The sequence below is a fragment of the Mesorhizobium sp. CAU 1732 genome, assembly GCF_039888675.1.
GTDB lineage: Bacteria > Pseudomonadota > Alphaproteobacteria > Rhizobiales > Rhizobiaceae > Aerobium.
In genome coordinates this window covers 671,017-695,604 of sequence record NZ_JBDQQR010000001.1, presented here as the reverse complement: position 1 = coordinate 695,604, position 24,588 = coordinate 671,017, and the positions used below count along the sequence as shown (strand labels likewise).

The 24,588-nt window shown below is 64.9% G+C and carries 16 protein-coding genes; 10 read left to right on the top strand and 6 right to left on the bottom strand.

Features of this window, described 5'->3' with window-relative positions; all coding sequences use genetic code 11:
• Positions 1-8 precede the first annotated feature (8 nt).
• Positions 9-2,300 (top strand): response regulator, encoded by a 2,292-nt coding sequence (locus AAFN55_RS03545; protein WP_347797497.1) that lies wholly within the window; start codon positions 9-11, stop codon positions 2,298-2,300.
• A gap of 84 nt (positions 2,301-2,384) precedes the next feature.
• Positions 2,385-3,263, top strand: a complete 879-nt coding sequence (locus AAFN55_RS03540) for a GNAT family N-acetyltransferase (protein WP_347797496.1) — start codon at positions 2,385-2,387, stop codon at positions 3,261-3,263.
• 30 nt (positions 3,264-3,293) lie between these two features.
• On the opposite strand, the gene AAFN55_RS03535 is transcribed toward AAFN55_RS03540, so the two are convergent.
• Both AAFN55_RS03535 and AAFN55_RS03530 read right to left on the bottom strand, forming a co-directional pair.
• Complete coding sequence (locus tag AAFN55_RS03535) at positions 3,294-4,376, bottom strand: endonuclease/exonuclease/phosphatase family protein (RefSeq protein WP_347797495.1); 1,083 nt, start codon at positions 4,374-4,376, stop codon at positions 3,294-3,296.
• A gap of 83 nt (positions 4,377-4,459) precedes the next feature.
• Positions 4,460-6,745 carry an NADP-dependent malic enzyme gene (locus AAFN55_RS03530; RefSeq protein WP_347797494.1) on the bottom strand — a complete coding sequence of 762 codons (2,286 nt, stop codon included), beginning with the start codon at positions 6,743-6,745 and terminating at the stop codon, positions 4,460-4,462.
• Between the two features lie 184 nt (positions 6,746-6,929).
• On the opposite strand from AAFN55_RS03530, the gene mutS reads away from it, so the two are divergent.
• From mutS to AAFN55_RS03495, 7 genes are all read left to right on the top strand, one after another.
• Positions 6,930-9,617, top strand: coding sequence for a DNA mismatch repair protein MutS (gene mutS / locus AAFN55_RS03525; protein WP_347800173.1), 2,688 nt, complete (start codon positions 6,930-6,932; stop codon positions 9,615-9,617).
• A gap of 94 nt (positions 9,618-9,711) precedes the next feature.
• Entirely contained in the window at positions 9,712-11,343 is a 1,632-nt protein-coding gene (locus AAFN55_RS03520; RefSeq protein ID WP_347797493.1) for an EAL domain-containing protein, read from the top strand.
• A 94-nt stretch (positions 11,344-11,437) separates the two neighbouring features.
• The gene (locus tag AAFN55_RS03515) at positions 11,438-14,257 is read left to right on the top strand and encodes a [protein-PII] uridylyltransferase (RefSeq protein WP_347797492.1); all 2,820 of its coding nucleotides are present in this window, start codon (positions 11,438-11,440) and stop codon (positions 14,255-14,257) included.
• A 230-nt stretch (positions 14,258-14,487) separates the two neighbouring features.
• Positions 14,488-16,053 (top strand): murein biosynthesis integral membrane protein MurJ, encoded by a 1,566-nt coding sequence (gene murJ / locus AAFN55_RS03510; RefSeq protein ID WP_347797491.1) that lies wholly within the window; start codon positions 14,488-14,490, stop codon positions 16,051-16,053.
• Between the two features lie 100 nt (positions 16,054-16,153).
• Positions 16,154-17,221: a tryptophan--tRNA ligase gene (gene trpS, locus AAFN55_RS03505; RefSeq protein ID WP_347797490.1), complete on the top strand. Its 1,068-nt coding sequence runs from the start codon at positions 16,154-16,156 to the stop codon at positions 17,219-17,221.
• Positions 17,222-17,434: 213 nt separating this feature from the next.
• Entirely contained in the window at positions 17,435-17,926 is a 492-nt protein-coding gene (locus AAFN55_RS03500; RefSeq protein ID WP_347797489.1) for a universal stress protein, read from the top strand.
• Between the two features lie 107 nt (positions 17,927-18,033).
• A complete protein-coding gene (locus AAFN55_RS03495) occupies positions 18,034-18,612 on the top strand; it encodes a NifU family protein (protein ID WP_347797488.1) in 579 nt (192 codons plus the stop codon).
• 99 nt (positions 18,613-18,711) lie between these two features.
• On the opposite strand, the gene AAFN55_RS03490 is transcribed toward AAFN55_RS03495, so the two are convergent.
• Positions 18,712-19,338, bottom strand: a complete 627-nt coding sequence (locus AAFN55_RS03490) for a L,D-transpeptidase (protein WP_347797487.1) — start codon at positions 19,336-19,338, stop codon at positions 18,712-18,714.
• Between the two features lie 310 nt (positions 19,339-19,648).
• Here AAFN55_RS03490 and AAFN55_RS03485 point away from each other — a divergent pair, with 310 nt between their 5' ends.
• Entirely contained in the window at positions 19,649-20,149 is a 501-nt protein-coding gene (locus AAFN55_RS03485; RefSeq protein WP_347797486.1) for an MmcB family DNA repair protein, read from the top strand.
• 1 nt (position 20,150) lies between these two features.
• Here the strand turns inward: AAFN55_RS03485 and AAFN55_RS03480 are convergent, their stop codons facing one another.
• From AAFN55_RS03480 to hrpB, 3 genes are all read right to left on the bottom strand, one after another.
• Positions 20,151-20,717 (bottom strand): ActR/PrrA/RegA family redox response regulator transcription factor, encoded by a 567-nt coding sequence (locus tag AAFN55_RS03480; protein WP_347797485.1) that lies wholly within the window; start codon positions 20,715-20,717, stop codon positions 20,151-20,153.
• Positions 20,718-20,787: 70 nt separating this feature from the next.
• Positions 20,788-22,104 (bottom strand): ActS/PrrB/RegB family redox-sensitive histidine kinase, encoded by a 1,317-nt coding sequence (locus tag AAFN55_RS03475; protein ID WP_347797484.1) that lies wholly within the window; start codon positions 22,102-22,104, stop codon positions 20,788-20,790.
• Between the two features lie 40 nt (positions 22,105-22,144).
• Positions 22,145-24,583, bottom strand: a complete 2,439-nt coding sequence (gene hrpB / locus AAFN55_RS03470) for an ATP-dependent helicase HrpB (protein ID WP_347800172.1) — start codon at positions 24,581-24,583, stop codon at positions 22,145-22,147.
• Positions 24,584-24,588: the final 5 nt, after the last annotated feature.

Genomic DNA, 24,588 nt, shown 5'->3' with positions numbered 1-24,588 from the left:
GCGGCGTGATGACGGATGAACTCGACACAGCCGAGCGGCAGGACGAGAGGCAGTTCGTGCCCCCGGAGGGGCGCGGCAGACAGCGACGCCTGCGCATCACACCGCCGCCGCTCGTGCCGCGTACGCTGGAGCCGCGGCGCTCGTTCACGCGCCCTGCACTGGTCGTGGCGCTCCTGTCGCTCGCCGGCGTCGCGACGCTCACCGGCGCGTCGTGGATTGTCATCATCGCGCTCGTAGCCATCGGCCTCGGCGCACTCTCGATGCAGATCCGCGACATGCGCAAGGAAGGGCGGCTGGCCCTGATGCTCGCCGAAACGACGACGCGCAGCCGCGAGGAGATCGAGCAGCTCGCCGATCGCATGTGGGAGCTTCAGGAAAGCGAGGAGCGCTTTCACGGCCTCATCGACGCGCTCGGCGACATCGTGGTGCATCGCGACCGCGACGGGCGCATCGTCTACGCCAACAGCGTGCTTTCGGACATTCTCGGCTGCGAGCCCGGCATTCTCAGCGGGCGCAAGCTGCTCGAACTCGGCATCGATATCGGCCTCGTTCCCGACAGCGCGTTTTCCGACGGCGAATGCCTGAGCTCCACCGACGTCGCAATCCGCACCGAGAGCGGCGTGCGGTGGTTCTCGTGGATCGAGCTGTCGGTGCGCGACAAGGAAAACAACGCCGTCTCCCACCGTGCGATCGCGCGCGACATCACCGCCCGCAAGCGGGCCGAGACGGCGCTCATCAACGCTCGCGAGCGGGCCGAATCGGCGAACCAGGCGAAGTCGCGTTTCCTCGCGACCGTGAGCCACGAGATCCGGACGCCGATGAACGGCATCATGGGCATGGCGAAACTCCTCGCCGACACGCGGCTCACGCCGGAGCAGATGACCTATGTCGGCGCGGTCTCCACCTCCGCATCCGCGCTCCTGGCGCTGATCGAGGACCTGCTCGACTATTCCAAGATCGAAGTCGGCAAGTTCGAGCTCGAACCGCAGGCCGTGTCGCCGCGCGAGCTGATCGAAAACGTGGTCGAACTGCTGGCGCCGCGCGCCTATGCCAAGGATATCGGCCTCGGGTGCCACATCGCGCCGGACGTTCCGGCCATGATTCTGGCGGACCCCGGCCGGCTGCGGCAGGTCCTGCTCAACATCGTCGGAAACGCAGTGAAGTTCACCGAAGCCGGCGGTGTGCTCGTTACCCTCGAAATGACGCCCGGACCGGCGCGCCGCCAGTTGAGCATCAGCGTCTTCGACACTGGTCCCGGACTGCGTAAGCAGGATATCGCCCGCATCTTCGAGGAGTTCGAGCAGGGTGACGGCACATCGACGCGGCGGCATGGCGGGGCGGGACTTGGGCTCTCGATCTCGCGTCGGATCGTCGAAGCGATGGACGGCGCAATCTCGGTCAAGGGCGAGCCGGGCAAAGGCGCGGAATTCACCGTCACCATTCCCGCAATGGAGGCCGTTGACCGCCCGATCGGTTTCGGCGATGCACTCGCGGGCCGGCGCGCGCTCATCCTGTCGGCCAATTTGATGGAAGCCGAGGCGATCGCCCGGACGATTTCCGCGCATGGAGGACTGGCCGAGATCGCCCGGACCGTCGAGGAGGCGGGCGCGGCTCGGACCTGCTCACATGGCTACGACGTCGTGCTGGTCGACGCCGCCATCGAGCGTACGGACGGGCGCGTGCTCAAGCGGCTGCGCAAGGCCGGGATCGACCCAGTCGAGGCGATCACGCTCATCGCGCCCACCGATCGCGGCCAGCTCGCGCAGTATCGCGCGAGCGGCTACCACACCTTCCTCGCGCGCCCCGTGCGCAGCGAAACATTGATGCGCATGCTGCTCAACGCACAGACACAGGCACCGCAGAGCGACGCGCCGGCAACAAAGGCTGCGGGCGCGGCGGGACAGCCGGCAGGCGGTTACTCGATCCTGATCGCGGAAGACAACGACATCAACGCCCTGCTCGCGCGTTCCGTGCTTACCAAGGCCGGCCATCAGGTGGAGGTCGTCCGTAACGGCAAGGCAGCCGTCGAGGCCTTGACCGCAAACGGCGGCGCGCATCAGTACGATGTCGTGCTGATGGATCTGCACATGCCGGTGATGGACGGGCTCGACGCGATCGCCCATATCCGCAAATACGAGGAAGCCAAGGGCATGCCGGCCGTGCCGATCCTCGTTTTGTCGGCCGACAGCCAGGAAAAGACCCGGCACGGGGTCATCGCCCATGGCGCGACGGGTTTTCTCACCAAGCCTGTCGATCCGCAGGCGATGGTCGACGCGGTCGTGAACCAGGCCACCGCCTGATCGTCACCGCGTATCGGTCACAGTGTTGTTGCAGTATCCGCGTATTGCACTCCTCAGAGGTGGCCGCAGCGAGGAGAATCAGCCATGCGCACTATCATGACTGAGAGCACGACCCGAAATTCGACGCTTCAGCCTGGGCAATTTTCCGCCGAGACGCTGACGAATGCGCCGTTGGGCCGCATCGGAACGCTGGAAGTGCGGCTTGCCAACGGCAGCGACGAGGTCGCCTCCGCCCAGGAAATCCGCTACCGCGTGTTTCACGAAGAGCTCGGCGCGCGCGCTCAGGCCGCCGGTCTGCAGGACCGCCGCGATGCCGATCGTTTCGACGATCTGTGCGACCATCTGCTCGTCATCGACAATGCGATCGAGGGCCCCGTGCGCCACCGTATCGTCGGCACCTATCGCCTGCTGCGACAGGATGCGGCCCTTGCGGCCGGCGGGTTCTATTCGAGCGACGAGTTCGAGATGGAGGCGCTGGTCGCGCGCCACCCGACGCTTCAGTTCCTTGAGCTGGGGCGCTCCTGCGTCTTGCCGGACTATCGCTCGCGGCGGACGATCGAGCTTCTGTGGCAGGGCATCTGGGCCTATGTGAACCGCCACGGCATCGGCGTGATGACCGGCTGTGCATCCTTTTTCGGCACGGTTCCGGCGGCACATGCCGAGGCGCTGTCGTTCCTGGCGCAAAACTGCCGCGCCGACGGCGAATGGCACGTGGGCGCCGTGCCATCACGCTATCACGCGATGGATCTGATGCCGACCGAGGTCGTCAATGCGCGCTCGGCCCTGGCCGCGATGCCACCATTGATCAAAGGATATCTGCGGCTTGGCGCGAAGATCGGCGACGGCTGCGTCGTCGATCATGATTTCGGCACGACCGATGTTTTCATCGTGCTGCCGGTCGAGACGATCTCGTCACGCTACATCAACTATTACGGTGCCGACGCGACGCGATTTGCGGCGTAGATATGGGATCGGAGCGGCGCTCGAGCCGCTTCATTTTTCCCAGTCGGTTCCGATCGCTTCCTCGGTACGCTCGTCGGCCTGCTTGACCAGATCGCGCGCGCGCTCGATGTCCTCGCCGTCGGCCTCTTCGGGCTTCGATTCCGCATCTTCCGTGCGGCAGAGCACGAGATCGAACAGCACCGGAAAATGATCCGAGCCGCAGGCCGGCAGCCGCAGCATGTCCTTCAGCCTGAATTCGGCCGAGTGGAACAAATGATCGAGCGGCCAGCGCATCAGCGGAAAGCGGGCATCGAATGTCGAGAAGATCCTGCGGCCGATGCGCGGATCGAGCAGCCCACTGATGCGCCGGAAGCGGTCCGTCGTGCTCGACCAGGCGACGTCGTTCAGATCACCCGTCACCATCACGGGCAGCGTCTCGTCCTTCACCCGCAGTGCGACCAGAGCCGTCTCGCCATCGCGGCCTTCGGTGCCCCGATGCGGGACCGGTGGCTCGGGATGGATCGAGTAGAGCCTGAATTGCTGTCCCTCCGGCGTCGTAACCGTCGTGATGATCGACGGCACGCCATCCGTCAGGAGACACTCCACGACCGTATCGGACAGCTCGAATTTCGAGCCCAGGATCATGCCGTAGGAGTTTTCCTGCGACTGGTCGATGACCGTCGGATAGGCCGACAGCACCGTCGACAGCGCGTCGCGCCAACGTTTGTCGACCTCCATGAGCACGAAGATATCCGGGTCGCGCCGCTCGATCTCGGCCGCGAGTTCCTCGAACCTCTCGTTCGACATCTTGACGTTGCTGGCGAGCAGCCGCAGCGTCTCACCCGTGTCCGCCGCCGGATCGTAGTCGGCCGACTGCTTGCGCCAGATCGGCGTGAACCTGACGATGAACCAGGCCTGCACCGCCGCGACGAGCACAAGCACGATCTGGATCGTGTGCCACGCGGGGCCCGCCGCGCCGAAAACGAGCGACAGGATGACGACGATGACTGCCGCTGCCAGAAACTGCTGGCGCGGAAAATCCCCGACGCGCACGATGCCGTGCGCGAACGGGAAAAACGGCAGGATCGTCGCCACCGCGAGAAACGCCGTCAAGGCGCCTGCGGCGATCAGCATGAAGAGCCCTCATTCGACACGTGCCCCGTCAATGCGAGGCCGAGACACAAATTCCGAAGAGGGCGATCCGGTTCCAGCCTAAATCACGCTCCGGCGCTGTAGGCCGCGATCGCGGCCATGTTCACCAGGTCGGAATCCTTTGCGTTGAGCGAGACGATCTGCACCGGCTTGTTCAAGCCCACCAGCAGCGGGCCGATGACGGTCGAACCGCCAAGCTCCTGCAGCATCTTGGTCGAGATCGATGCCGAGTGGAATGCGGGCATCACGAGCACGTTGGCAGGCCCGGACAGGCGGCAGAACGGATATTGCTGCATCGCCTTGGCGTTGAGCGCCACGTCGGCGGCCATCTCGCCATCATACTCGAAGTCGACGCGGCGCTTGTCGAGGATCTTGACCGCTTCCTGCACGCGCTCCGACCGTTCGCCGGGCGGATGGCCGAAGGTCGAGTAGGCGAGCATGGCCACGCGGGGCTCGTAGCCCATGCGCCGCGCGAAGCCTGCCGCTTCTTCCGCGATGTCCGCGATCTGCTCCGCATTCGGCATGTCGTGAACCGCCGTGTCGGCGACGATGACCGTGCGGCCGCGGCAGAGCGCGATCGACACGCCGATCACGCGGTGGCCCGGCTTGGCGTCGATCACGCGGCGTATGTCTTCCAGCACCGTCGAATAATTGCGCGTCACGCCGGTCACGACCGCGTCCGCATCGCCAAGCGCAAGCATGCAGGCGGCGAAATGGTTGCGGTCGTTGTTGATCAGGCGCTGGCAATCGCGGAACAGAAAGCCCTTGCGTTGCATGCGCTCGTAGAGATGGTCGGCATAGACGGCGTTGCGGCGCGACAGCCGCGCATTGATGATTTCGATGCCCGGCTTGTTGAGATCGACGCCCGCCGCCCGTGCGTTTTCCTTGATGACATCGTCGCGGCCCACCAGAATGGCCGTGCCGAGGTTCTGGTTCACATAGGAGACGGCGGCGCGCATCACCTGCTCCTCCTCGCCCTCCGCGAAGACCACGCGCTTCGGCTGGCGGCGCACCCGGTCGTAGATGCGCTGGAGCGTCGAGGCGATCGGATCGCGGCGCGCGGACAGTTCCTGCTTGTACTTCTCGATGTTGAGGATCGGCCGCCCTGCAACGCCCGAATCCATCGCCGCGCGTGCTACTGCCGCCGGTACTTCCGAGATGAGGCGCGGATCGAACGGCACCGGAATGATGTAGTTCGGGCCGAATTTCGGCCGATTGCCCTGATAGGCCGCCGCAACATCGTCCGGCACGTCCTCGCGCGCCAGTTTCGCCAGCGCCTGCGCGGCCGCCACCTTCATCGCATCGTTGATGGTCGTCGCCCGCACATCGAGCGCGCCGCGAAAGATGTAGGGGAAGCCGAGCACGTTGTTGACCTGGTTCGGATAGTCCGAACGCCCGGTCGCCATGATCGCGTCGGTGCGGATTTCCGCCACTTCTTCCGGCGTGATCTCCGGATCAGGGTTGGCCATGGCGAAGATGATCGGGTTCTTCGCCATCGACTGAACCATGGCCGGCGTCAGCGCGCCCTTCGCCGAGAGGCCCAGGAACACGTCGGCCCCATCCAGAGCCTCTGCCAGCGAGCGCGTATCGGTTTTCACCGCATGCGCCGACTTCCACTGATTCATGCCCTCGGTGCGGCCCTGATAGACCACGCCCTTGGTGTCGCAGAGGATGATGTTCTCGGGCGAAAAGCCCATCGCCTTCATGAGTTCGATGCAGGCGATGCCGGCAGCACCCGCGCCGTTGCAGACCATCTTGGTGGTCTTCATGTCGCGGCCGGTGATTTCCAGCGCGTTGATGAGGCCCGCCGCCGAGATGATCGCGGTGCCGTGCTGGTCGTCGTGAAAGACCGGGATGTCCATCAGCTCGCGCAGCCGCTGCTCGATGATGAAGCACTCCGGCGCCTTGATGTCCTCGAGATTGATGCCGCCGAAGGACGGGCCGAGGAAACGCACGCAATTGATGAATTCGTCCGCGTCTTCGGTGTCGACCTCGAGATCGATCGAATCGACATCCGCGAAGCGCTTGAAGAGGACGGCCTTGCCCTCCATCACCGGCTTGGATGCGAGCGCGCCGAGGTTGCCGAGGCCGAGAATCGCCGTGCCGTTGGAGATGACGGCGACCATGTTTCCGCGCGTCGTATAGTCGAACGCGCGCGACGGGTCTTCCGCGATGGCCAGGACCGGCACCGCAACGCCCGGCGAATAGGCGAGCGAAAGGTCGCGCTGCGTCGCCATCGGCTTGGTCGGATTGATTTCCAGCTTGCCCGGCCGCCCCATGGCGTGGAATTCGAGCGCTTCCTCTGGGCTGACCGATGGGCCTGCCTCGGTGGTCTTGTCTTTCAATGGCATGACTGCTTCGTTTCCTTCCCCGGCAGCGTCTTCTTGTGGAGTTTTGCCGAGCCGCCCGGAATAAGGCTACACTTGGCGGCTGTAAATCGCCAAGCAGGAAAACCACCTTCACACACGAGCATTCGCCTTGAACGACGAAACGCCCATCCGAACCCAAGACGCCGTCGCCGCGGCGGCAGCGCCCATGCTCTCGACAGCGGGCGCGACACCCATGATGGAGCAGTTCATCGAGATCAAGCAGGCGAATCCCGATTCGCTGCTGTTCTATCGCATGGGCGATTTCTACGAGCTGTTCTTCCAGGACGCGGAAATCGCGAGCCGGACGCTCGGCATCACGCTCACCAAGCGCGGCAAGCATCAGGGCGAGGATATTCCGATGTGCGGCGTGCCGGTGCATGCCGCCGACGATTACCTCCAGAAACTCATCGGCGCCGGCCATCGCGTTGCCGTCTGCGAGCAGATCGAGGACCCGGCGGAGGCGAAGAAGCGCGGCTCGAAATCCGTGGTGAAGCGCGACGTCGTCCGCCTCGTCACGCCCGGCACGATCACCGAGGAGAAGCTGCTCGCGCCGTCCGAGGCGAACTACCTGATGGCGCTGGGGCGTGTGAAGGCCGGACCGTCGGACTATGCCTACGCGCTTGCGTGGATCGACATCTCCACCGGCGCGTTCCGCGTCGCCGAGAGCACGGCGGATCGGTTGCTCGCCGATGTCCTGCGCATCGATCCGCGCGAACTTATCCTCGCCGATCCGGTCTATCACGACCCCGATCTTCGCGCCGTGTTCGACGTGCTCGGCCGCATCGCCACACCGCAGCCTGCCACCCTGTTTGATTCTGCGGCGGCCGAGACGCGGGTGGCGCGGTTTTTCGAGGTCGCCACGGCCGAGAGTTTCGGGCAGTTTTCGCGCGCCGAGCTCTCCGCCATCTCAGGCGCCATCGCCTATGTCGAGAAAACGCAGAAGGCCGAGCGTCCGCCGCTGTCGCGACCGGCGCGCGAGGAAAGCGGGGCGAGCCTCTTCATCGACGCCGCGACACGCGCCAATCTCGAACTCGTCCGCACGCAGACCGGCGGCCGCGACGGCTCGCTCCTGAAGGCGATCGACCGGACGGTCACCGGCGGCGGTGCGCGGCTGCTCGCCGAGCGCCTGATGTCGCCGCTGACCGCCCCGGCGGCCATCAACGGGCGCCTCGACTGCGTCTCGTATCTGCTTGCAGAGACGCGCCTGTGCGAAGCACTGCATTCCGTGCTCAAGGGCGCGCCCGACATGCCGCGCGCTCTGTCGCGGCTGGCGCTCAACCGGGGCGGGCCGCGCGATCTCGGCGCGATCAAGGCCGCGCTCGAGGCATCACGCGCGGTGCTCGACCTGTTCGCCAACGCGATGCTTCCGGAAGGCTTGAAGTCCGCCTGCGAAGCGATCGACGCCTTGCCCGCATCGCTGGCCGGCCACATGTCGGCAGGTTTGTCCGACGAGCTTCCGCTCCTGAAGCGCGATGGCGGTTTCGTGCGTGCGGGATACGACGCCGAACTGGACGAGATGCGCGCGCTCCGCGACCAGTCGCGCCGCGTGATCGCCGGCATGGAACGCGATCTCGTCGAGGAAACCGGGATCCGGTCGCTCAAGATCCGGCACAACAACGTGCTGGGCTATTACATCGAGGTGACCGCGAACCACGCCGATATCATGAACGGATCGGACGCGGCCAAGGCGCGCTTCATCCATCGCCAGACGATGGCGAGCGCGATGCGCTTCACCACCACGGAACTCGCGGAGATGGAGACGAAGATCGCAAACGCGGCGGGCCGCGCGCTGGCGATCGAACTGCGCGTCTTCGACGCGCTTCTGGCCGAGACCGTCTCGCATGCGGACGCGATCCGGGCCGGCGCGGCAGCCCTTGCCGAGATCGACGTCGCAGCCGGCCTTGCGGTCCTGGCCGCTTCGGAGAGCTATTGCCGCCCGGTCGTGGACGACAGCCTCGCCTTCGCCATCGAGGGCGGTCGGCACCCCGTCGTCGAGCAGGCCCTGCGCAGGCAGTTGGGCGACCCGTTCGTCGCCAATGACAGCGATCTCTCGCCGGACGATGGCGGCAGGCATGGTGCGATCTGGCTGCTGACCGGTCCCAACATGGGCGGTAAATCGACATTCCTGCGCCAGAACGCGTTGATCGCGATCCTCGCCCAGGCGGGCTCCTTCGTGCCCGCATCATCCGCGCATATCGGCGTGGTGGATCGCCTGTTCAGCCGCGTCGGGGCGTCCGACGATCTGGCGCGCGGACGCTCGACATTCATGGTGGAGATGGTCGAGACTGCGGCGATCCTCAACCAGGCCGGCGAGCGCTCGCTGGTCATCCTCGATGAGATCGGGCGCGGCACGGCCACGTTCGACGGCTTGTCGATCGCATGGGCCGCCGTCGAGTACCTGCACGAGAAGAACCGCTGCCGCGCGATCTTCGCGACCCACTTCCACGAAATGACCGCGCTCGCCGACAAGCTCGATCGGCTCCACAACGTCACCATGCGGGTCAAGGAATGGGAGGGCGACGTCGTGTTCCTCCACGAGGTCGGCAAGGGCGCGGCCGACCGCTCCTACGGCGTGCAGGTCGCGCGGCTCGCCGGCCTTCCCGAGGCGGTCGTCGAGCGTGCGCGGGCGGTGCTGCGCCAGTTGGAGGAGAGCGAGACGTCCGGCAAGGCCTCGCGGCTCGTGGACGACCTTCCGCTGTTCAGCATTGCGGCGAAGCGCGAGACATCGCGTCCATCCCAGCCCGACAAGCTTGCAGAGGCCGTCATCGCGCTCCAGCCCGACGAGATGACGCCGCGCGATGCGCTCGACGCGCTTTACAAGCTGAAATCGCTTTTGTCGCGATCCGACAGTTAAGCCTTCCGCAGCGCCAAAATCTTACGCGGCCGCGCTCTCACATTAACGTGAGATTGAGCATTCCGTGGCTCTATGTCGGCGCGGAGGGCTTCTCATGGCCAGGCTTGTCAGCGTCTTCATATCTGCCACGTACAGGCGCTTCCTGGCGGTCGTGGTATGGGCTCTGGTATTTACACTCGCTGTCGCGGCGCTGGCCGCATTCGGCCTCTACCAGACGGGCGATTCGGTTCGTGCGAATTCGCGGCTGGCGACCGAGCATTTCATGCGGCTGCGCGTTGATCTCCTTTCGACCATGGACGTCATGCATGAGGAGTTGACGGCACAGCCCTGCTCCGCCGCGTTCAGCGAACAACTGCGCACGATCGCCTATCGCCCGGATGGGCTTAACGAGTTCCTCTATGCGCCGGGCGGTATCGTCCAGTGTTCGGTCAACAACAATCTGGCGGCGGGGTACGATCTGGGATCGCCCGACATCGCCATCACGGCCGCGCCCTACATCTCCTTCTGGATGGATCGTGAGCTCGACTTTCTCGGCCTTCCCGGGCAACGCGGAACCATCGTCCTAAAGGAGCCCTTCGCTGCCATCATACCGCCGCCGAGGTTCAGGCCGACCACGCCCGACTGGCTGTCGCTGGAGATCGTCGCGGTCAGCCCGGATGGACGCTGGTGGCACAGAGGCGGCGCCGCGGGCGTTTACGGCGCCAATCTCGCCACGGAAGGACGCGGTATCCTGCCGTCATTGTTCCAGGGGGAGCTTCGAAAGACGGTTTGCGACCCGATGGGGTTGCACTGCATCGCCACCCAGACGCGACTGGGCGCGCTGATCGCGACTCAGACGATCGCCGTCCTGCTGGGGCTTATCATGGCCGCGGTCGTGGCAAGCTTCGTCGCCCGGCATGTCGACCGCCTGATCGAGCGCTACTGGTCGTTCGAGGCGCGCTTCCGTCGCCATCTCGACGACACGTCCATTGTCTGCGCCTATCAGCCCGTGATGCATCTCGATACCGGCGACATTACAGGTTGCGAGGTGCTTGCACGGTGGCGCGACGTCGACGATCGCCTGGTCTATCCCGATCGGTTCATCCATCTTCTCCAGCGCAACGGCCTGACGCTGACCTTCACCGAACACGTCGCGCGCCGCGCCTTTGCCGAACTCTGCGCCGCCGTGCCCGAGGGAAAGCGGCTGCAGGTGAATTTCAATATCTTTCCCTGCGATCTCGACAGCGAGAAACTCGCAAGGGTGTTCGGCGACTTCACCACGCAGCCCGACCGGTTCGATCTCGTGCTCGAGATCATCGAAAGCGACGATATCCCCCCCAATGCGCAGCGCGAGATCGACGCGCTGCGCCGCGCCGGCATCAAGACGTATATCGACGATTTCGGCACCGGCTATTCCAACATGCAGAACCTCGCCGCGCTGTCGGTCGACGGCGTCAAGCTCGATCGCGCCTTTGCAATGGCCCCGGACAATTCGATGATGGCGCAGATGCTGCGCCACGCGGTCGAGATGATCCACGCAACCGGGCGCGTCATGGTGGTCGAGGGCGTCGAAACGGCGGAGCGGTTGGCGCTCCTGCGCCGGATGCAGGCCCGGATCGACTTCGTGCAGGGCTATTTAATCTCGCGCCCGCTCGATATCGTGGGCTTCGCAGACTTCATCACGAAAAAGCCGATCTCGCTTGCCGAGCACAAGCGCGAGACGGAGCTTGCCATCAAGGCGGGCTAGCCCGAACCACGCGAGACGCGAACCCACGGGTCGCGCGATACACAACCGGCAAAAATCGCGTTATAGACGCCCCGGCGAGACAAGTCCGGAAGACATGGCAAAGATTCCCCTCAAGCTCGAAGACATCGTGGACCGCGCGGCGTTGCGCCGCGACATGGCTGCCCTGGCATCGGGCACCGTCAAGGGCGGCCTCAGCGCATCGTCGCGCGCGGCCCTCATCCAGCTCCTCAAGGACCGGGTCGCGCAAGGCAAGGCGGTTGCCGAGACGATGCTGAAGTCCGATGGCGGCGGCACCGCATGCGCCGCGCGGATTTCGCACCTCATGGACGAAGTCATCAGCGCGCTCTACGACTTCGCCGCCACCCACATCTATCCCGCCAAGAACCCGTCCGCCGCCGAGCGCATGGCGGTGGTTGCCGTCGGCGGTTACGGGCGCGGCACGCTCGCGCCCGGCTCCGACCTCGATCTGCTCTTCGTGCTGCCCTACAAGCAGACGCCATGGGGCGAGCAAATCGTCGAATACATCCTCTACGTGCTGTGGGATCTCGGACTGAAGGTCGGCCACGCGACGCGCAACATCGACGAATGCGTGCGGCTGTCGCGCACCGACGTCACCATCCGCACCTCGATCCTGGAAGCGCGCTTCGTGTGGGGAGACGAACGTCTCTTCGGCACGCTGATCGAGCGTTTCGACCATGACGTTGTGAAGGACACCGGCCCCGAATACGTGCAGGCCAAGCTGACGGAGCGTGACGACCGCCACGCACGCGGCGGCGAAAGCCGCTATCTGGTCGAGCCGAACGTCAAGGAGGGCAAGGGCGGCCTGCGCGACCTGCAAACGCTCTTCTGGATAGGCAAATATTACTACCGCGTGCGCTCGGCCGAGGAACTCGTCGAGAAGGGCGTGTTCACCCGCAGGGAATATCTGCAATTCCGCAAGGCGGAGGATTTCCTGTGGGCGGTTCGCTGCCACATGCACTTCCTGACCGGCCGGGCGGAAGAACGGCTGCATTTCGATATCCAGCGCGATATCGCCGAACGCCTCGGCTATACGAGCCATCCGGGCCTCTCCGCCGTCGAGCGGTTCATGAAGCACTACTTCCTGACCGCCAAGACCGTGGGCGACCTGACCCGCATCTTCTGCGCCGCGCTGGAAGAGGAGCAGGCCAAGCACGTTCCGGGCTTCAACCGCATCTTCCTCAATTTCTCGCGGCGCAAGCGTAAGCTCGCCGGCACCAGCGACTTCATCGTCGACAACCACCGCATCAACATCGCGGACGAGCAGGTCTTCGAGCGGGACCCGGTGAATTTGCTCCGGCTGTTCTGGCTTGCCGACAAGCATGGGCTCGAGTTCCATCCCGACGCGCTCAAGCTTCTCACGCGCTCGCTGAAGCTGGTCGACCGGGCCTTGCGCCGCAACGAGGAAGCCAACCGGCTGTTCATGGAGGTCCTGACATCCGACCGGAATCCGGAGCTCAATCTGCGGCGGATGAACGAGGCCGGGCTTCTGGGCAATCTCATTCCCGACTTCGGCAAGATCGTCGCGATGATGCAGTTCAACATGTATCATCACTACACGGTGGACGAGCATCTGATCCGCTGCGTCGGCGTCCTGTCGGAGCTCGAGCACGGAGACGCGGAGGCGATCCATCCGCTGGCTCACACGCTGATGCCCGGTCTGCGGCGCCATCGCGACATCCTCTACGTGACCGTGCTGTTCCACGACATCGCGAAGGGGCGGCCGGAGGATCACTCAGAAGCCGGTGCGAAGATCGCCCGGCGTCTGTGCCCGCATATGGGCTTCTCGAAGGCCGATACCGAGACCATCGCATGGCTGATCGAGAACCATCTCGTAATGTCGCTCACCGCGCAGACGCGCGACCTGAACGACCGCAAGACCATCCAGGACTTTGCCGATCTCGTGCAGTCGGTGGATCGTCTCAAATTGCTGCTGATCCTGACCGTCTGCGACATCCGCGGCGTCGGACCGGGTGTCTGGAACGGCTGGAAGGGTCAGCTTCTGCGCACGCTCTACTACGAGACCGAGTTGCAGTTGACCGGCGGCTTCTCGGAGGTCTCGCGCGCCAGGCGCGCCGAGCAGGCGCGCGCGGCGCTCGCAGAGGTCTTGTCGGGCTGGTCGCCCGAAGCCCGCAAGCGCTACCTCGGACTGCACTACGACAACTACCTGCTGGCGATCGGCCAGGAGGACCAGTTGCGTCATGCCGAGTTCATCCACGAGGCCGACGCGGCGGGCAAGCGGCTCGCGACGATGGTACGGACCCATCAGTTCGAGGCCGTGACCGAGATCACGATCCTGTCGCCGGACCACCCTCGCCTGCTTTCGGTGATCGCCGGCGCCTGCGCGGCGGCCGGTGCGAACATCGTCGACGCACAAATCTTCACGACGACCGACGGGCGAGCGCTGGACACGATCCTGATCAACCGCGAATTCGACATGGACGAGGACGAGCGGCGGCGCGCGCAGCGTGTCGGCAAGCTCATCGAAGACGTCCTGTCGGGCAAGAGCTGGCTTCCCGAGATGATCGAGAAGCGAACCAAGCCGAAGCGCGGCTCCCGCGTGTTCCGCATCAAGCCGAGGGCGGACATCCGCAACACGCTGTCGAACCGGTTTTCGGTCATCGAAGTCGCCTGCCTCGACCGCCCGGGCCTGCTTTCGGAAATCACCGGCGCGATATCCGACCTCTCCCTCGACATCGCGTCGGCGCATATCACCACCTTCGGCGAGAAGGTGATCGACACGTTCTACGTCACCGACCTGACCGGACAGAAGGTCGAGAACCCTACGCGGCAGGACAACATCGTGAAAACGCTCATCGCGGTGATGGAAAACGGCACGACCGAGCGCGGTGGAGCCGCACGCAGCCAGTCCGCCGCCAAGACAGCGGCGGAGTAGACGGTGATATCGCCGGTGCTCTACGTTGTCCCCCTCTGTCCTGCCGGACATCTCCCCCACGAGGGGGGAGATCAACCTGCATGGTTTTCGGAGCATTTCCGGAGAGGTTTCTGCAAAGACGTGCGTGATCTCCCCCCTCTTGAGGGAGATGTCCGGCAGGACAGAGGGGGGCGTGACGAAGCGCATAGCTTCCCTGCGACGGCCGACCGCCCCCGAAAGGCCGCCTGGCGATGAGCCTCGTCGGCAAATTCGCCACGGTCGGCGGGGCCACCGCTGCAAGCCGCGTCTTCGGCTTCGTCCGCGAGGCGCTGATCGGCGCGGCACTCGGCGCAGGGCCCGTAGCCGACGCATTCTACGCGGCGTTCCGCTTTCCCAACCTGTTCCGCAGGCTTTTTGCCGAAGGCGCGTTCAACACCGCCTTCATTCCCCTCTTCGCCAAGGAACTCGAAGGCGGCGGGCCGGAAGCGGCGCGCCAGTTCGCCGAACACGTTCTGTCGGTGCTCTTCGCGTGGCTGCTGCTTCTCTCCGGCATCGCGATTCTGGCGATGCCTGTGCTGGTCGGAACCATCATCGCACCGGCCTTTGCCGAGGATCCGGAAAAGTTCGACCTGACGGTCGCGATGACGCGGATCATGTTCCCGTATCTCTTCTGCATGTCGCTCGTCGCAATGCTGTCGGGCATCCTCAACTCGATGCGGCGCTACTTCCTCGCCGCGTTCGTGCCGATCCTCCTCAACCTGATCCTGATCGCCGTACTTGCCGCAGCGCTGCAATCCGGCGTCGATGCGCGGGACACCGGCATATGGCTCGCATGGGGCGTGTTCGCGTCCGGCGTGGCGCAGCTCTTATTCCTGATCTGGGGCGTACGCCGGCAGGGCTTTTCGATGCGGCTGCGCATGCCGAGGCTCACGCCCGACGTCCGGCGGCTGCTCATCCTCATGGGACCGGCGCTTCTGACCGGCGGCGTCACGCAGATCAACCTGCTGGTCGGGCAGATCATCGCGTCCGCGCAGGATGGCGCGATCGCGCTCCTCAACTACGCCGATCGCATCAACCAGCTTCCGCTCGGCATCATCGGCATCGCGATCGGCGTCGTCCTCTTGCCGGAACTGGCCCGATCGCTCAAGGCCGGCAATCACGACGAGGCGCAGCATCTCCAGAACCGCTCGCTGGAATTCGCGCTGGGGCTGACGCTCCCGGCTGCCGTCGGCTTCATGCTGTTTGCCGCGCCGCTGGTGAACATCCTCTACGAGCGGGGCGCTTTCACCGCCGAAACCACCGCCCTGACTGCTTCCGCGCTCGCCGCCTTCGCGGCCGGCCTGCCTGCCTACGTGCTCATCAAGGTGTTCTCGCCCGCCTATTTCGCGCGGCTCGACATGAAGAGCCCGATGTGGTTCTCGATGGCCGCCGTGGTGACGAACGTCGTCGGCAGCCTCATCCTGTTTCCGCTCTTCGGTCATGTCGGGATCGCGGCGGCAACCTCGATTTCCGCCTGGCTGAACCTCGCGCTGCTCGCCGGTGTCCAATGGCGGCGCGGCGACTTCCGGCCCTCCGCGACAACGCTCAGACGCCTCGTCATGATCGTTATCGCAAGCGCGATCATGGGTCTCGTGATCCTCGCACTTGGCCTGGCGATGAACGACCTTTTGGCGAGCTCTTCCGTTCTCGTCCGCGTCGCGTCCGTCTTCTGCGTGATCGGCGTCTCGGCCTCGCTCTATTTCGGCATCGTCATCGCCACCGGAGCGATCGACCGGACACAACTGATGCGATTGCTGCGCCGGCGGCGGAAGGCATGAGTATCCGCCCCACTTGATCCGGCCTGCGGCTTCCGCCATAAGCGCGCATCGATTTTCGCCGCGCGCGAAACGGCCCTCCACAAGCCACGAGGACTATCCAGTGTCTGCTTTCAAGCCTCTCGTCTTTTCCGGCGTCCAGCCGACCGGCAATCTCCATCTCGGTAATTATCTCGGCGCGATCCGCAAGTTCGTGGCGCTGCAGGAGAGCAACGACTGCATCTATTGCGTGGTCGATATGCACTCGATCACGGCGCAGCTCGTCCACGAGGATTTGCCGAAGCAGACGCGCTCGATCACGGCCGCGTTCCTCGCCGCCGGCATCGACCCGAAGAAGCACATCGTCTTCAACCAGAGCCGCGTTCCCCAACACGCCGAGCTCGCCTGGGTCTTCAACTGCGTCGCCCGCATCGGCTGGATGAACCGCATGACGCAGTTCAAGGACAAGGCCGGCAAGGACCGCGAGAACGCCTCGCTGGGTCTGCTCGCCTATCCGAGCCTGATGGCGGCCGACATCCTGCTGTACCGCGCCACGCATGTTCCCGTCGGCGACGACCAGAAGCAGCATCTTGAGCTGACGCGCGACATCGCCGCCAAGTTCAACAACGACTTTTCCGCCAGGATCGGCGAGCTTGGCGTCGGCGTCGAGATGATGATGGGTGAGGAGAAGCTCAACGGCTTCTTCCCGCTGACCGAGCCGATCATCGAAGGTCCGGCGACGCGCGTGATGAGCCTGCGCGACGGCTCGAAGAAGATGTCGAAGTCGGACCCGTCCGATCTCTCGCGCATCAACCTGACGGACGACGCCGACACCATCTCCAAGAAGATCAAGAAGGCGAAGACCGATCCCGAGCCCTTGCCGTCCGAGATGGAGGGATTGAAGGAGCGCCCCGAGGCCGAGAACCTGATCGGCATCTATGCGGCTCTCTCCGATCGTACACGCGAAGACGTAATCGCCGAATTCGGCGGGCAGCAGTTCTCGATCTTCAAGCCCGCATTGGCCGACCTGGCCGTCGACAAGCTTGCGCCGATCGCGGGCGAGATGCGCCGGATTTCCGCGGATACAGCCTATGTCGACAGCATCCTGCGCGACGGTGGAGAGCGGGCAGGCGCGATCGCACGCGAGACGATGAAGACCGTTCACGAGATCGTCGGCCTGCTCAACGACTAATGATGCCGCCCAAAAGCGGAAACCGGTTTTGGGACAACGACATGCATCAAAACAAGGACATAAAGCGCGGCAAGCGAATCTGAAAGATTGCGACGCGCTTTAGCCGCATGTCACAGCCGCGCAGCAACCCACCGCGTTGGGGGTGGCTTGTCGGCGCGCGTGCCGAATGTCACATTGCCGCGTTGGATGGGCGCCTGAGGCGCAGGAGAGCATATGGTTTCAAAGCGTCTGAGCCGGGAAGCCGGCCATCGCCGGAAATTCCTCGCAGTGGTGGACGAGACGCCCGAATCCGAGCGCGCAATCGCCTACGCCGCGCGGCGCGCGCAGTCGACGGGGGGCGTCGTCGTGCTGCTCTTCGTCATCGAATCGGGAGATTTCCAGCATTGGCTGGGGGTCGAGCAGATCATGCGTGAAGAGGCGAACGCGACGGCGAACGCAGCATTGAACGTGCATGCCGCGACGGTGCGCGAACGCGTCGGCATTGAACCGGAACTGGTCGTGCGCGAGGGCAGCCCCACGGAAGAAATCCACAAGCTGATCGAAGAAGATCAGGACATCGCGATCCTCGTGCTCGCGGCCGGCGGCGCCAAGGAAGGGCCTGGACCGCTCGTGTCGGCGGTCGCCGGAAAGGGTGCGGCCTTCCCGATCCCCGTCACCGTCGTGCCGATGAGCCTCTCCGACGAGGAAATCGAGAGCCTGGCCTGATTGCGGGCGGCGGCCTGACACACCATATACCGGTCAATTGGCGCTTGCAGTCGGCGCCACATGAGCCTATTTAGAATTATTCCAAACTAGAACCGCGGAGAACGCCGATGTTCATCCAGACCGAAGCTACACCCAATCCCGCAACGCTCAAGTTCCTGCCGGGCAAGGTCGTGCTCGAGGACGGGACCGCCGATTTCCGCGATGCGGAGGCCGCGCGGCTGGCATCGCCGCTGGCCGGCCGCCTGTTCGACGTTCCCGGCGTCACCGGCGTTTTCTTCGGCTACGATTTCGTAACCGTCACCAAGATCGACGAACCGGACTGGCAGCATCTCAAGCCGGCCATTCTCGGCGCGATCATGGAGCACTTCATGTCCGGCCAGCCTGCCATGGCAGGTGCCGCGATGGACGAGCGCAATCTCGCCGCCACCGGCGAAGAGTTTTACGACAAGCAGGACGAAGAGATCGTCCTGACGATCAAGGAACTGCTCGATACGCGGGTTCGCCCAGCTGTTGCGCAGGATGGCGGCGACATCACCTTCCGCGGCTTCGAGAACGGCACCGTGTTCCTGCACATGAAGGGTGCTTGCGCCGGCTGCCCGTCTTCGACGGCGACGCTGAAGCACGGCATCCAGAACCTGCTTCGGCATTTCGTGCCCGAGGTCCAGCAGGTCGAGCAGATTTCCTGACGCGATTGCCGCAAACGGACTTGCGCAGAAACAAAAAACCGGGCTTGAGGCCCGGTTTTTCGCATTCTGGACGTCGTGTTGTTGCCTAGACGGTCCGTATTAGAGAACGATCACCTTGGCGCCGTTTTCCGTGCGCTCGTAGAGATCGATGATGTCCTGGTTGATCAACCGGATGCAACCGGACGACATGGCCTTGCCGATGGAATTCCATTCCGGCGTGCCATGCAGGCGATAGCCTGTGTCTCCACCCTTGTTGAAGAGATAGAGCGCACGCGCACCGAGCGGGTTCTGCAGGCCGCCGGGCTGGCCGCCGCGCCACTTTTCGAGTTCAGGCTGGCGTTTGATCATTTCCGAGGGCGGGGTCCATGTCGGCCATTCGCGCTTCATCGCGATGCGTGATGCGCCCGACCACTCGAAGCCCTCGCGGCCGACGCCGATGCCGTAGCGCATGGCGCGGCCCTCGGGCATGACGAGATACAGGAACTTCTCCGTCGTATCGACGATGATCGTGCCGGGCTTCTCGGCGGTGTCGTACTTGACGACCTGTCGATGGAACTTCTTCGGCACCTGGTTGATCGGAATCGAAGGAAGCTGGTAGCCCGCATCCGTCTTCGCGCCGTATTCCGACGTAAACACGCTCAGGCCACCCATGCCGCTGGTGCTGCAGCCTGCAAGCGTTGTCGCGATACCGAACATCGCAACCATCATCAAAGTCTTCATACGCATTACTACCAGAACCCTCACCGTTCCGCGTTCGGCCCGATTGGAGCCGTATTTCCGCCATGGTCTGTTCTGGATCAGGTCATGACATTTGCCAAGTCTCCGCATGCGTCGCAACCTATGCGGATAGCGGCTTACTGATGCCCTATGGTAATTCGGCAACATTATCACGGGTTCGTGAAGAACAGGATCCGGCCTTTGCATGCGCCGTTCATGCTGGCTGCTGCACCGGCCCTTGAAGCAGGGGCTTGCGCCAGTGGCAGGAGCGTTGCACCGGAGGGTTCAAAACGTGAACGCAGTCTGGCATGATCGGGCCATGCCGATCATATCTCCGATTCCCGTCAATCCGCTTGTCGACGGCCGCCAGTCCGAACGCGCGATGGTCGTGCGCCGGGGCGTCCAGCGTCTTCTCATCGAGATGGGCGCGGTGGCGATCCCTGAGCTCTGCCTGTCCACCGGCCGGCGCGCCGACCTCGTCGCACTGACGCGCAAGGGCGACATCTGGATCATCGAGATCAAATCGTCGATCGAGGATTTCCGCGTCGATCGCAAGTGGCCGGAGTACCGGCTCCACTCCGACCGCTTCTTCTTCGCCACCCATCCGGACGTGCCCGCGGAGATTTTCCCGGAGGAATGCGGCTTCATCCTTTCCGACGGCTACGGCGCCGAGATGATGCGCGACGCGCCGGAACACAGGCTTGCGCCGCCTGCCCGAAAGGCACTGATGCTGCGGATCGCGCGCGCAGGCGCCGCGCGGCTGACCGCCGCCGAGATGGCGGGCGTGTCGATCGCCGCGCTGGACGGCGAGAGCGAGTAGCCTATCGCGGCGCGCGCTTGGCCAGAATCCGCTGCAATGTGCGGCGATGCATGTTGAGCCGGCGCGCCGTTTCCGACACGTTGCGATCGCACATCTCGTAGACGCGCTGGATATGCTCCCAGCGCACGCGATCGGCAGACATCGGGTTTTCCGGCGGAGCCGCCTTCTCGCCCGAGGTCCGGGTCAAGGCGGCGAAGACGTCGTCCGCATCGGCGGGCTTCGACAGATAATCGATCGCACCGAGCTTCACGGCCGTCACAGCCGTTGCGATGTTGCCGTAGCCGGTCAGGATGACCGTGCGCGCGTCGTCGCGCTTCTCGCGGATTGCCGCGACCACGTCGAGACCGTTGCCGTCACCCAGGCGCATATCCACCACGGCGTAGGCCGGCGCGCTGGATTTGACCTTCAAAACCGCCTCTTCGACCGTCTCGGCCGTATCCACGATGAAACCACGGCCTTCCATCGCGCGCGCCAGGCGCGTCAGGAACGGCTTGTCGTCCTCGACGAGGAGAAGCGTGCGGTCTTCGCCCAGGATCTCGGCATTGTCTTCGGCGATTTCCTCGTTCATGTGTCTGATATCCTGTTGCTTTGACCCGTAAATAGTAAAAATGAGCGGCGAATTACAGCCCTTCGCCCATTCAATACGTGAGTTCGGCCGCCCGTTGCGATGACAGGAACGCGTCATGCGGCCACGTCACCCTCACGATCGCGCCCTTTCCGGGCTCGGCCGCATTGCCGAACGTGACCGACGCGCCCGACCGCTCCAGCAGCGTCTTGGCGATGAACAGGCCCAATCCCAGCCCGCCGCCGCTGTCACCGGCCGGCCGTTTCGACATGTAGGGCTCGCCGATGCGGTCGATGATCTCGGCGGGAAAGCCGGGTCCGTCATCGATTACGGTGAGCTCCACGCGGGCCGCGTTCCAATGCCATTGGAGAACGACGGCCTCCTTGGCGAAATCGACCGCGTTCTCCACCAGATTGCCGAGACCGTAGATGACGCCCGGATTGCGGCGTCCGACGGGCTCCGGCCCCTCGCGCTGGCCGGGCTCAAGCACGATGCGGATGCCGAAATCGCGATGCGGCGCGGTGACTTCTTCGATCAGCGATGTGAACGGCAGCCGCGCCATATGCACTTCGCCCTCGGACGACAGGCTGGTCAGGCGCTTCAGGATTTCGCGGCAGCGCTCGCTTTGCGAACGCAAGAGCACGACGTCCTCGCGGAAGCGGGAATCGGCGCCGAGCGCGCGTTCCATCTCCTTGGCGACGAGCGCGATGGTGGCCAGCGGCGTGCCGAGTTCATGGGCGGCGGCGGCTGCAAGTCCGTCCAGCGCGGACAAATGCTGCTCGCGCTGGAGGATGAGTTCGGTCGCGGACAGAGCGTTGGCTAGAAGGCGCGCCTCTTCCGCAACGCGGTAGGCGTAGATCGCCGTGAAGGCGATCGAGGACACGACCGCCATCCACATACCCGCGACATAGATGAAGGGCATCAGGAGTTCGGTGCCGGCGAACCATGGCAGTTGCAGGTGAAAGAAGCCCAGCAGACTCGCCATCCCGATCACCACCAGGCCGAGCAGCAGCGTGGACCGCGCCGGCAGCGAGGTGGCCGAAATGACCACCGGCACGGTCATCAGTAGCGAGAACGGGTTGGTGAGGCCGCCCGTCATGTAGAGCAGGCCCGCGAGTTGGAGCGCGTCGAACAGGAGGATGCCGAGCGCGAAATGCGGCGGCAGGCGGTGCGTGGCCGGGTAGCGAAAGGCGAGGAACAGGTTCAGCCACGCCGACAGCGCGATCAGCGAGAAGCACAGGCTGACGGGAAGCGGGAACTCCAGCCAATAGGCGACGATGAGAACCGCCGCGCTTTGCCCGAAGATCGCGAGCCAGCGAAGCCGTATCAGTGTGTTCAGTCGCAGATGGTGGATCTGCTGCGGGTCGGGCCTGCCCAGTCTGTCTAGCATGATGGCTCGTTATGCGCTGCGGGACAGCCTGCGCCAAGCGCTATTTGCCGCGCGGCTTGGCACGGTTTGTCGCGGCGGCCTCGATGGGATTTTCGGGCCAGACGTGTTTCGGGTAGCGGCCGCGCATGTCGGCGCGGACATCCGCCCACGAGCCGCGCCAGAAACCGGGCAGGTCGCGCGTCGTCTGAATCGGCCGGTGCGCCGGCGACAGAAGCTCGAGCGTCAGCGGCACCGTTCCACCGGCGATCGACGGGTGGCTGTCGAGCCCGAACAGTTCCTGCACGCGGATTGCCAGCACCGGCTGCTCCTCCTCGTAGCGGATCGGCACCACGCTTCCCGACGGCGCCTCGAAATGCGTCGGCGCGAGCGCGTTGATGCGGCGCTGGAGATCGTGCGGCACGCGCGACATCAGCCCGTTCGACAGCACCTGAGCGTCGATGCGCGACAGTTGCGCAGCACCAGTCAGAAACGGGGTCAGCCAGTCATCCAGCGTCTCGACCAGCGCGGCGTCGGTCATCTCCGGCCAGGGCTGCCCCAGACCCGCATGAAGCCACGTCAGCCGGCGACGCAACGCCTGCGGACCCTTGTCCCAGTCGAGAATGCCGAGACCATGGACCCGGATCGCATCGAGGACGGCCCTATCGGCATCCGCCCCCGTCGGTGCCGGCAATTGCCGATCGCCAAGCGGAATCGCGCCCAGGCGGGTTTCCGCACGAATACGCACCGCCCGGCGCTCCCGGTCGAAGATCGTCTTCGTCGTGGTCGTCAGACGCGAAGCGAGCATCGTGAGCACCTCGTCTTCCGATATCGCGGCCGCGGAAGCGATCCGCGCATTCTGCGCCTTGCCCTGAAGATCGGCCACCACCAGAAACGGCTCGCGCGCCAGCGGATCGGTGGCATCGAGCATCGCACCGCGCCCATTGGCAAGCACGTAACGGCCATACTCGCCGCGCGCCTTCGCGACCCGATCGGGATAGGCGAGAAGAAGAAGCGCGCCGGTGGAGAGGCCTGAGGCACCCCCTCGCGCCAGCCGCTCAGCCATCTTCCTCGCCGCATCGGCACGAGGGCCGCGCTCGTGGCGGAATCGCGCGAGTCGCCGGTCGAGATCGACGCCCAGCCCGCCAAGCCCGCGTTCGGTCAGCAGGACGGCGAGTTCGGCCGCAGCGCGCCCATGTCCGCCCCGCGCCGCCTCGGCCACCATGTGCGACAGGCGCACCGGCAGCGCCAGCTTGCGCATGGCACTGCCCGCATCGGTCAATCGGCCATCCGCATCGATCGCGCCCAGTTCGATCAGGAGCGAACGAGCCTCGGCAAGCGCCGGCGCGGGCGGCGCGTCGAGGAAGGAGAGCGTCGTCGGATCGGTGACACCGAAGGCCGCGCTGTCGAGCACGAGACCCGTCAGGTCCGCTTCTAGGATTTCCGGCGGTGCGAACGCCGGGAGTGCCGCCGTCTGTTCAGCCCGCCACAGGCGCAGGGCGACGCCGGGTTCGGTTCGTCCGGCACGACCCGCCCGCTGGGCGGCGGATGCGCGGCTGACCCGCACCGTCTCCAGCCGCGTCAAGCCCGTATCCGGCTCGTATTTGGGAAGGCGCGACAGTCCGCTGTCGATCACCACGCGCACGCCATCGATCGTGATCGACGTCTCGGCGATTGCGGTCGCCAGCACGATCTTGCGCCGACCCGCAGGCGGCGGCTTTATCGCGGCGTCCTGCGCGCGACCGTCAAGACCCCCATAGAGCGGCGTCACATCGACATCCGCCGGCAGCCTACCTGTCAGTTGCTCGGCGGTGCGCTCGATCTCGCGCTGGCCGGGAAGAAAGGCCAGCACGCTGCCGGTCTCGTCGGCGATGATCTGCCGACACGCGGACGCGACAGCATCCTCGATCCGCGTATCGGCGGCGCGTTCACGGTAGCGGATTTCGACCGGGTAGGCGCGCCCCTCGCTCTCGATGACAGGTGCATTGTCGAGCAAGCGGGATACGCGGGCGCCATCGATCGTGGCCGACATGACCAGCAGGCGCAAATCCGGCCGCAACGCGCCCTGAACATCCAGCGCGAGCGCCAGCCCGAAATCGCCGTCAAGCGACCGCTCGTGGAACTCGTCGAAGATCACGGCGGCGATGCCCGGCAGTTCCGCATCGTCCAAAATCATGCGTGACAGCACGCCTTCCGTTACGACGAGGATGCGCGTCTTGGCCGAGACCTTGCTTTCCATGCGCATGGCATAGCCGACCGTTCCGCCCGGTTCCTCGCCCAGAAGCGAGGCCATGCGCCGGGCTGCCGCACGCGCCGCAAGCCGGCGCGGCTCCAGCAGAAGGATACGGCCGTCGCCGCGCCATGGCGCATCGAGAAGCGCCAACGGAACGAGCGTCGTCTTGCCGGCACCGGGAGGCGCCACCAGCACGGCGCTGCTGCCGTCTTCCAGATGCCGCAGGAGACGCGGTAGCGCTTCGGTGACGGGTAGCTGCGGCAGCGCCATCCCGG

Coding starts and splice junctions, on each gene's coding strand:
- AAFN55_RS03545 (WP_347797497.1), top strand. CDS start 9: ATGACGGATGAACTCGACACAGCCGAGCGGCAGGACGAGAGGCAGTTC.
- AAFN55_RS03540 (WP_347797496.1), top strand. CDS start 2,385: ATGCGCACTATCATGACTGAGAGCACGACCCGAAATTCGACGCTTCAG.
- AAFN55_RS03535 (WP_347797495.1), bottom strand. CDS start 4,376: ATGCTGATCGCCGCAGGCGCCTTGACGGCGTTTCTCGCGGTGGCGACG.
- AAFN55_RS03530 (WP_347797494.1), bottom strand. CDS start 6,745: ATGCCATTGAAAGACAAGACCACCGAGGCAGGCCCATCGGTCAGCCCA.
- mutS (WP_347800173.1), top strand. CDS start 6,930: ATGCTCTCGACAGCGGGCGCGACACCCATGATGGAGCAGTTCATCGAG.
- AAFN55_RS03520 (WP_347797493.1), top strand. CDS start 9,712: ATGGCCAGGCTTGTCAGCGTCTTCATATCTGCCACGTACAGGCGCTTC.
- AAFN55_RS03515 (WP_347797492.1), top strand. CDS start 11,438: ATGGCAAAGATTCCCCTCAAGCTCGAAGACATCGTGGACCGCGCGGCG.
- murJ (WP_347797491.1), top strand. CDS start 14,488: ATGAGCCTCGTCGGCAAATTCGCCACGGTCGGCGGGGCCACCGCTGCA.
- AAFN55_RS03500 (WP_347797489.1), top strand. CDS start 17,435: ATGGTTTCAAAGCGTCTGAGCCGGGAAGCCGGCCATCGCCGGAAATTC.
- AAFN55_RS03495 (WP_347797488.1), top strand. CDS start 18,034: ATGTTCATCCAGACCGAAGCTACACCCAATCCCGCAACGCTCAAGTTC.
- AAFN55_RS03490 (WP_347797487.1), bottom strand. CDS start 19,338: ATGCGTATGAAGACTTTGATGATGGTTGCGATGTTCGGTATCGCGACA.
- AAFN55_RS03485 (WP_347797486.1), top strand. CDS start 19,649: ATGCCGATCATATCTCCGATTCCCGTCAATCCGCTTGTCGACGGCCGC.
- AAFN55_RS03480 (WP_347797485.1), bottom strand. CDS start 20,717: ATGAACGAGGAAATCGCCGAAGACAATGCCGAGATCCTGGGCGAAGAC.
- AAFN55_RS03475 (WP_347797484.1), bottom strand. CDS start 22,104: ATGCTAGACAGACTGGGCAGGCCCGACCCGCAGCAGATCCACCATCTG.
- hrpB (WP_347800172.1), bottom strand. CDS start 24,583: ATGGCGCTGCCGCAGCTACCCGTCACCGAAGCGCTACCGCGTCTCCTG.